Origin of the sequence: Streptomyces sp. URMC 123 (genome assembly GCF_051386515.1) — a bacterium.
Taxonomy (GTDB): Bacteria; Actinomycetota; Actinomycetes; order Streptomycetales; family Streptomycetaceae; genus Streptomyces.
The window spans coordinates 1-8,382 of sequence record NZ_JBPQTV010000287.1; the positions used below are offsets into that span (position 1 = coordinate 1).

The 8,382-nt window shown below is 76.0% G+C and carries 7 protein-coding genes and 1 riboswitch; of the genes, 2 read left to right on the forward strand and 5 right to left on the reverse strand.

Annotated elements, in window-relative coordinates; all coding sequences use genetic code 11:
- Window positions 1-339 precede the first annotated feature (339 nt).
- Window positions 340-1,950: a phytoene desaturase family protein gene (locus ACSNOD_RS24935; RefSeq protein WP_436769285.1), complete on the forward strand. Its 1,611-nt coding sequence runs from the start codon at window positions 340-342 to the stop codon at window positions 1,948-1,950.
- Window positions 1,951-2,180: 230 nt separating this feature from the next.
- Here ACSNOD_RS24935 and ACSNOD_RS24940 read toward each other — a convergent pair whose 3' ends face one another.
- From ACSNOD_RS24940 to ACSNOD_RS24960, 5 genes are all read right to left on the reverse strand, one after another.
- A complete protein-coding gene (locus ACSNOD_RS24940; RefSeq protein ID WP_436769286.1) occupies window positions 2,181-3,278 on the reverse strand; it encodes a hypothetical protein in 1,098 nt (365 codons plus the stop codon).
- A 35-nt stretch (window positions 3,279-3,313) separates the two neighbouring features.
- A complete protein-coding gene (metF, locus tag ACSNOD_RS24945) occupies window positions 3,314-4,231 on the reverse strand; it encodes a methylenetetrahydrofolate reductase [NAD(P)H] (protein ID WP_436769287.1) in 918 nt (305 codons plus the stop codon).
- Window positions 4,232-4,341: 110 nt separating this feature from the next.
- Window positions 4,342-5,013, reverse strand: coding sequence for a thiamine phosphate synthase (gene thiE / locus ACSNOD_RS24950; RefSeq protein WP_436769288.1), 672 nt, complete (start codon window positions 5,011-5,013; stop codon window positions 4,342-4,344).
- A gap of 95 nt (window positions 5,014-5,108) precedes the next feature.
- On the reverse strand, window positions 5,109-5,474 hold the full coding sequence (locus tag ACSNOD_RS24955) for an Rv2175c family DNA-binding protein (RefSeq protein ID WP_436769289.1): 366 nt from the start codon (window positions 5,472-5,474) through the stop codon (window positions 5,109-5,111).
- A 135-nt stretch (window positions 5,475-5,609) separates the two neighbouring features.
- Window positions 5,610-6,779, reverse strand: coding sequence for an NAD(P)/FAD-dependent oxidoreductase (locus ACSNOD_RS24960; RefSeq protein WP_436769291.1), 1,170 nt, complete (start codon window positions 6,777-6,779; stop codon window positions 5,610-5,612).
- Between the two features lie 247 nt (window positions 6,780-7,026).
- Window positions 7,027-7,140: riboswitch (TPP riboswitch) on the forward strand.
- Here ACSNOD_RS24960 and thiO point away from each other — a divergent pair.
- Window positions 7,137-8,382 (forward strand): glycine oxidase ThiO (gene thiO, locus ACSNOD_RS24965; RefSeq protein WP_436769290.1); only part of this gene is annotated, 1,246 nt, incomplete at its 3' end. Its footprint overlaps the riboswitch before it by 4 nt.

Consider the following 8,382-nt stretch of genomic DNA (forward strand, 5'->3'; position numbering starts at 1 on the left):
CCCCCCCCGCTCCCCCGTGCTTCCCCCGTGGTTTCCCCCGTCGGTCCCCCGTGGTTTCCCCCGTACCCCGTTACCGCGAGAGGTGCCGCGCCGTTCCGCCGCCCCGTGCCGGCGGTCCGGCGCCGCGCCTCTCTCGGTGATCACCACTCTTCCGTCCGGGGCGGCCCCGGACCATCCGCGCACCTACTCATCTCGTGGACTAGGTACGGGTACTCACCCCTGCGCACCCCTGCGCACACCGGCCCCTCGGGGCTCCGGCACCCGCCCTCGGGACCGAGCGGACGGTCGACGCGGGCGGGCGGCGCGGGCGCTGTCGGACCCTGCGGTTATGGTCTCGGCATGGCACGGATTGCGGTGATCGGCGCGGGGATGGGCGCGATGGCGGCGGCGGCACGACTCGCCGTGGCCGGGGACCGGGTGACGGTGTACGAGCGCTCGGACACGTACGGCGGCGGGGTGCGCCGCTTCGAGCGGGACGGCTTCGGCTTCGACACCGGCCCGGGGCTGTTGCATCTGCCGGCCGTCTATCGCGACCTGTTCGTCAAGACCGGCAAGGAGCCGCTGGAGAAGCTGGTGGCGACGGCGCAGGTGGACCCGGCCGCCGACCATCTCTTCCCCGACGGCACCGCCGTCCGGCTGCCCAACGCCTCCCGCGCGGGCGTGGTCGCCGCCCTGGACGCGGCGCTGGGCACGGGCGCCGGCGAGCGCTGGAGCGAGCTGATCAACCGGGCGCGGGACGTCTGGGACGCCACCCGCCGCCCGCTGCTGGAGGAGCCGCTGCGGCCCGACGGCCCGCCGCTCCACCGGGACCCGTATCCGGCCGTGCGGCGCCGGTTCTTCCGGCGGGGCACGCCGACGCTCGCCGAGGTGGCCCGCCGTGAGCTGCGCGACCCCCGGCTGATCGCCCTGCTGGAGAGCCACGCCCTGGCCCATGGCCTCGATCCGCGGACCGCGCCGGCGAGCGCGGTGGTGCTGGCGTATCTGGAGCAGACCTTCGGCAGCTGGTACGTCCGGGGCGGCATGCGGGCCCTGGCCGACGCCCTGTACGAGCGCTGCACGGCGCGGAAGGTGGAGTTCGTCCTCGGCGCCGAGGTGGTGCGGGTGCTGATGGAGGACGGCCGAGCGCGCGGCCTGCTGCTCGCCGACGGCTCCCGGGTGGCGGCCGATCTCGTGGTCTCCGGGATGCCGGTGCCGTCGCTGTACGCGCGGGGCGTCGTGCCCGGCGGCGACGGCGGCGACGGCGACGGGAGTCCCTCCGCGGCCTCGGCGGGCGCCCCGGGGAGCCGGGCGGCCGGGGCGGGCCCGCGCGGGCGGCTCACCCTGCTGCTGGCGCTGCGCGGGGCGCGGCCTGCGGACGCCGCGCACCGCACGGTGGTGCATACGCCGGACCACGCGGCGGAGTTGGCGGCGGTGTTCGGTGAGCGGGCGGCGGACCGGCTCCCCCCGGGCTTCCGGCCGACGGTGACCGTGCTGCGGCCCGACGACCCCGAGCTGCGCCCCGACGACGCGCACGAGGCCGTCACGGTGACCGTGACGGTGCCGCCGCACGCCGCGCCGGGCGGCACGGGCGGGACAGGCGGGACGGGTGCGTCCGGGGGACCCGTCGCGTCGGGGGCCGTCGACTGGACCGCGCCCGGCCTCGCGGAGGCGTGGGCGGAGGCGGCCCTGGCATCGGCCGAGCGGGCCGTTCCGGATCTGCGGGAGCGGCTGCTGTGGCGCGTGGTGCGCACGCCCGCCGACACCGAGCGGGAGACGGGCATCGGGGCGGTGCCGCCGCCCTCGCTGGCGGGCGGCCGGCTGCACGGGGCGAACACCCGGGAGGCGCTGCCCGGCCTGTATCTGGCGGGCGGTTGGTCCCACCCCGGTGGCGGGCTGCCGCACGCGGGGATGTCCGGGGCGCTGGTCGCGGGCCTGCGGGTGAACGGCGACGACTGGCGCGGCTCCCAGTGACGAGCCCGTCCCGGGGCGGGCGGCGTACGGCGGCGGGCGGGGCGACGGCCCGCGCGGCGCGCCCCACCCCGGCGGGCCGCACGGCGCGACCCCGCGTCGGCCCCCGCAAGCGGAATCAGTAGCGGAACCCGGGACGCGCGCCGACCGACCACCGGCCGCAGGCCGACCATCGGCCACTGACCACCGGCCACTGACCACCGACCACGGCGGTCGCCTCGGCAGCGGTCGCCTCAGTAGCGGTACGGCTCGTCCTGGCCGTGGCCCGAGGGGTACGGGTAGCCCTGCGGGTCGGCCGCCGGCTCGGTGCCCCGCTGCGGCGGCACCCAGACGCCGCCCGGCGGGGTCTCGCCGTACGACTGCCCCCCGGCCGCCGCCGGATAGCCGCCGTACTGGTCACCGCCGTACGACGGGTCACCGAAGGGCTCGAACGGTCCGTACGCCGGCGGCTGGGCCCCGATGTACGGGTCGGAGTACGCGGCGTACCCCTGGCCGTCGTAGCCGTATCCGCTCCCCGAGCCGGAACCGGAACCGGAGGGCGGGGCCGGGTCGGTGAGCGGGTCGTACCCGCCGTCGTAGGGGGCGTAGCCGGGGGCGCCCTGCGGGTCGCCGGTGGCCGGGGCCGCGTACGCCGCGCCGCCGTAGTCGGGGTAGGCGGTGTCGCCGTAGGCCGGGTCGGAGTACATCGGGTAGGCGGCCGTCTCGTCGGCAGCGCCGGCCGGCGCGCCGCCCTGCCGGGAGTCCGCCTCCGCGCCGGCCCCCGCGTCCGGACGCTCGCCGGCCTCCCGCTCCCCCGCCTCGTGCGCCGGGAGCGGCGCGGTGCCGGGGGTGGTGTCGTCCGCGTCGTCGTCGGAGCCCTTGCCGAACCCCACGGCGCCCACCGCGCCCACCACGGCCGCGGCCGCTCCGCCCACTGCAGCCGTGCCGGCGGCTCCCTTGCCCCCTGCTCCCTTGCCGGCCGCCGTCCTGCCCAGGCCCTTCTTGCCCAGGGCCTTCCTGCCCGGGGCCGACCCGCCGGCGGCGGACTCGCCGGACGAGGAGGACCGGCCCGCGCGGCGGCGCTTGCTGGAGCCGGGCCGGCCGCCGATGGCCCACCCCGTCGAGAAGCCCCGCCGGAAGGAGAGCGTCACATACGTCTGGCCGACCGCGAAGGCGACGGCACCCGCCACGATGACCCAGACGGACGGCAGCAGCACCCCGACGACGACGCCCGCGAAGCCGGTGAAGGCGAGCAGCCGCCAGCGCAGCCGCGCCTTGTACTGGAGCAGCACCTCGCCGAGCAACCAGAGCGCCACGATGCCGAATGCGATGTAGAGGACCGTCCAGCCCATGCCCGCCCCTCTTCCGCCGCTCTTCCGGCCGTCGTTCAGGACCGCTGGTGCAGTCCGAGGTTCTCGTAGATCTCCAGCGTGGCCGTGGAGTGGTTCAGGGTAATGAAGTGCAGCCCCGGAATGTCCTCGGCCATCAAGCGCTCACACAGCCGTGTGGCGTACTCGATGCCAATGGAGCGTACAGCGGCCGCGTCGTCCTTGACCGCGAGGATGCGCTCCGCCAGGTCCGGCGGGAACGCCGCGTTGCTGAGCTGCGCGAAGCGCTCGATCTGGCGGACGTTCGTCACCGGCATGATTTCCGGGATGATCGGGGTGGCGCAACCGGCGGCCGCGACGCGGTCCCGCAGCCGCAGATAGTCCTCGGCGTGGAAGAACATCTGGGTGATGGCGAAGTCGGCGCCGGCCCGGCACTTGTCGACGAAGTGCCGGATGTCGGTCTCCCAGTCGGTCGACCGCGGGTGCATCTCGGGGAACGCGGCGACGCCCACGCAGAAGTCGCCCGACTCCTTGATGAGCCGCACGAGGTCGGCGGCGTAGCGCACGCCCTCGGGGTGCTGCACCCAGTCGCCCATGGGGTCGCCGGGCGGGTCGCCGCGCAGCGCGAGCATGTTGCGGATGCCGGCGTCGGCGTAGGTGCCGATGACGTTGCGCAGTTCGGCGAGCGAGTGGTTGACGGCCGTGAGATGGGCGACGGGCGTGAGGGTGGTGTCCGTGGCGATCCGCTCGGTGGCCCGGACGGTGCCGTCCCGGGACGAGCCGCCCGCGCCGTAGGTGACGGAGACGAAGGTGGGGGCGACGGCCTCGATCCTGCGGATGGCGTTCCACAGGGTCCGTTCGCCCTTCTCGGTCCGGGGCGCCGCGAACTCGAACGAATACGAGCGCTCGCCGGAGGCGAGCAGATCACGCACGGTCCGAGCGCGATCGGTCCTGGTGGAAGCAGTGCCAAGGGCCATAGCGGCAGGTTAACCAGCGGCGCTCCGCCGCCCCAACCACAAGCGGTTGATATGCCCGCTTGGTCGCTTTACTGTCCACCCCTTGGACAGTACTGATCGAATCCGGTCAACTACCCGACGCGTTCGCGCACTCGCTTGGCCAGCTCCGCCGCGGCGGCACCGGGGTCGTCGGCCTCCGTGATCGCCCGGACCACGACCACGCGGCGGGCCCCGGCGTCGAGCACCTCGTCGAGGTTGCCCGCGTCGATCCCGCCGATGGCGAACCACGGCCGGTCCTGGTCCAGGGCGGCGGTGTGGCGCACCAGCGAGAGCCCGGGGGCGGGGCGCCCCGGTTTGGTCGGCGTCGGCCAGCACGGCCCGGTGCAGAAGTAGTCCACCCCCGGCTCGGCGACGGCCGCGGCGACCTCGGCCTCGGAGTGCGTGGAGCGGCCCACCAGGACCGCGTCACCGAGGATGGCGCGGGCGGCCGGCACGGGCAGATCGCCCTGCCCGAGGTGGAGCACGTCGGAGCCGATGGCGTGGGCGACGTCCGCCCGGTCGTTGACCGCCAGCAGCGCGCCGTGCCGCCGGCAGGCGTCGGCGAACACCTCCAGGTGCGCCAGCTCCTCGCCGGCCTCCATGCCCTTGTCGCGCAGCTGGACGATGTCCACCCCGCCGGCCAGCACGGCGTCCAGGAACTCCGGCAGGTCGCCCTGGCGCCTGCGCGCGTCGGTGCACAGATACAACCGGGCGTCGGACAGCCGGTCGGCGGCGGTCGTCGTGGAGCGGGCGGCGGTGGCCATGGAGCTTCCCCCCAGGTCGGTGGCGTACGGGCCGGCGGTGGCGGCGGGAGCGGTCCCGCCGCCGGCGCGGCCCGTACGCCGTACGGGTCGTCGGGTCAGACGGCGAGCGCCTGGGCGCGGCGCTTCACCTCCGTGCCGCGATTCTCGCGCAGCGCCTGCACGGGGGTTCCGGGCAGGGAGGGGTCCGGGGTGAAGAGCCACTCGAGCATCTCTTCGTCGGTGAAGCCGTCGTCCCTCAGGAGCGTGAGCGTCCCGGCGAGGCCCTTCACGACCCGGCCCTCCCCGATGAATTCCGCGGGCACCATCAGCACCCGGTTCTCACCGCGGCGCACGGCGATGAGCTGGCCCTCCTTGACCAGCTGCCGGACACGGGTCACCTCCACGCCGAACTGCTCGGCGATGTCGGGGAGGGTGAGCCACTCGGAGACGAGCGCATCGATCTTGGTGTCAATCTCGGTCACGGCACAAGCCTGCCATCCCCGACTGACAGTCGGTAGCCGGGCGGCCCCGGACGGGCCCGAGCCGCTCCCCGGACGGACCCGTGACGCTCCCTGAACGGACCCGTCACCCTCCCCGGACGGCCGTGCCGTCCGGCCTCAGCGCACCGCCGACTTCAGCGGAACCGACGGGTCCGCCGCCCGCTCCTCGTCGATCGGCGCGCCGCTCTCGATGAGTTTGCGGCCCTGGGCGAGGTCGCGCGGTCGGCCCACGGCCAGCAGCGCGATCAGCCGGCCCTCGCGCAGCCAGCACACCGTCCAGGCGGGGCCCGACGGATCGCCGCGCCACACCGTACGGTCGGCGGCCGCGTGGTGGCCCGCGTACTGCACGAAGCGCCCGAACTGCTCGGACCAGAAGTACGGCACCGGGTCGTACGCGGGTGTCTCCGCCTCGCCGCCGACGACGGTGGCGGCCACGGTGCGCGGCCCCTGGAGGGCGTTGTCCCAGTGGTGGACGAGCAGCCGCGCGCCGTAGCGGGCGGAGGGGAAGGAGGCGCAGTCGCCGACGGCGTAGACGTCGGGGAGCGAGGTCCGCAGATGGTCGTCGGCCCGTACGGAGCCGTCCTCGGCGAGGTCCACGCCCGAGCCCGCCAGCCAGCCGGTGGCCGGGCGGGCGCCGATGCCGACGACGACCGCGTCCGCGCGCAGCCGGGAGCCGTCCGCGAGGACGACGCTGCCGGACTCCACGGCCGCCACCCGGGCGCCCGTGATCAGCCGGGTGCCGTTGTCGGCGTACCAGGCCGCCATGGGGGCGGCCACCTCGGCGGGCAGGGCGCCCGCCAGCGGCCGGCCGGCGGCCTCGACGACGGTCACGGCGCAGCCCGCCTCGCGGGCGGCCGTGGCGAACTCGGCGCCGATCCAGCCGGCGCCGACCGCGACGACCTCGCGCTGGTCGGCGAGGACCGGCCGCAGCCGCTCGACGTCGTCGAGGGTGCGCAGCACATGGACGCCCGGGTCGCTCTCGGTGCCGGGCAGCGTGAGCGGCTCGGCGCCGGTGGCGATCACCAGGACGTCGTAGGGCACCGGGCCGGCGTCGGTGACCAGGACGCGCTCGGCGGCGCGCAGGGCGGTCACCTGCCGGCCGAGGACCAGCTCGACGTCCAGGCCGGCGAAGTCGACGTCGAAGGCCGAGGTCTCGGCCTTGCCGAGCAGCACGGCCTTGGACAGAGGGGGACGGTCGTACGGCGGGTGGGGTTCGGCGCCCAGCAGGGTGATGCCGCCGGCCCAGCCCTGTTCGCGCAGGGCCACGGCGGTCTGCACGCCGGCCATGCCCGCGCCCACGATCACGACGCGCCGGGCGTCCGGCGCCCCGGCGCTCTCCCCGGTGCCGCCGGGGCCGCGCTGCTCGTTGTCCTCGGTCACCGGATCACTGTAGGACGGCGGGCGGGTGCTTCCGCAGCGGTCCGGACGGAGATCTCTGACACAACATCACCGCCGGGCCGGCCCCGTGCCCCGCGAGGCCGTGCCCCACCGCTCCTACCGGGCGCCGCGCCCTCGGGTTAGGGTGGCCGGCGTACCAAGCACTCGCGGGAGCCCGGGCGCACCGGGCTGAGAGGGAGGCTGAAGCGGCCTCCGACCGTACGAACCTGATCCGGGTCATGCCGGCGAAGGGAGGGGCTGACGCCCATGCACGCGACCGGCGGCGCAGCGCGCCGCGGTTACGACGTACTGATCATCGGTGGCGGGGTCATCGGCCTGGTCACGGCCTGGCGGGCGGCCCAGCGCGGGCTGCGCACCGCCGTCGCCGACCCCGCGCCCGGCGGCGGCGCCGCGCAGGTCGCGGCCGGGATGCTGGCGGCCGTCACCGAGCTCCACTACGGCGAGGAGGTCCTGCTGGGCCTCAACCTCAACTCCGCGCGGCGCTATCCCGCCTTCGCGGCCGAGCTGGAGGAGGCCAGCGGGCAGGACATCGGCTTCGCCGCCACGGGCACGCTCGCCGTGGCGCTGGACGCCGACGACCGCGCCGAACTGCGGGAGCTGCACGCCCTGCAGCTGCGCTGCGGCCTGGAGTCGCAGTGGCTGACCGGGCGCGAGTGCCGGCGGCTGGAGCCCCTGCTCGCCCCGGGCGTACGCGGCGGGTTGCGGGTCGACGGCGACCACCAGGTCGATCCGCGGCGGCTCGCCGCGGCCCTCCTGACGGCCTGTGAGCGGGCCGGGGTGGTCTTCCACCGGGCCCGCGCGGAGCGCTTGACGGTGGTGGCCGGCCGGGCCGCCGGCGCCGTCCTGGCGGACGGCGAGGCGCCGGCCGCCGACCAGGTGGTGCTCGCGGCGGGCAGCCTCAGCGGCCGCCTCGCCGGGGTGCCGGACGAGGTCCTGCCGCCCGTGCGGCCGGTCAAGGGCCAGGTCCTGCGGCTGACCGTGCCGCCCGCCTACGCGCCCTTCCTGTCCCGCACGGTGCGGGCCGTGGTGCGGGGCGGCCATGTCTACCTCGTGCCGCGCGCCACCGGCGAACTGGTCGTCGGGGCCACCAGCGAGGAGCTCGGCTGGGACACGACGGTCACCGCCGGCGGGGTGTACGAGCTGCTGCGCGACGCGCACGAACTCGTGCCGGGCATCACCGAACTGCCCCTCACCGAGACGCGCGCCGGTCTGCGGCCCGGCACCCCGGACAACGCGCCGCTGCTGGGCCCCACCGCCCTGCCCGGCCTCCACCTGGCCACCGGCCACTATCGCAACGGCGTTCTGCTCACGCCCGTCACCGGCGACGCCATGGCCGATCTGCTGAGCACCGGCGAACTCCCCGAGCCGGCCCGGCCCTTCACCCCCTCCCGCTTCGCCCCCTCCGGAGCCACCGCCTCCGGACCCATCTCCTCCGGACCCATCTCCTCCGGAGCCACCGCCTCCGGACCCGCCGCTTGCGGAGCCGCCCCCT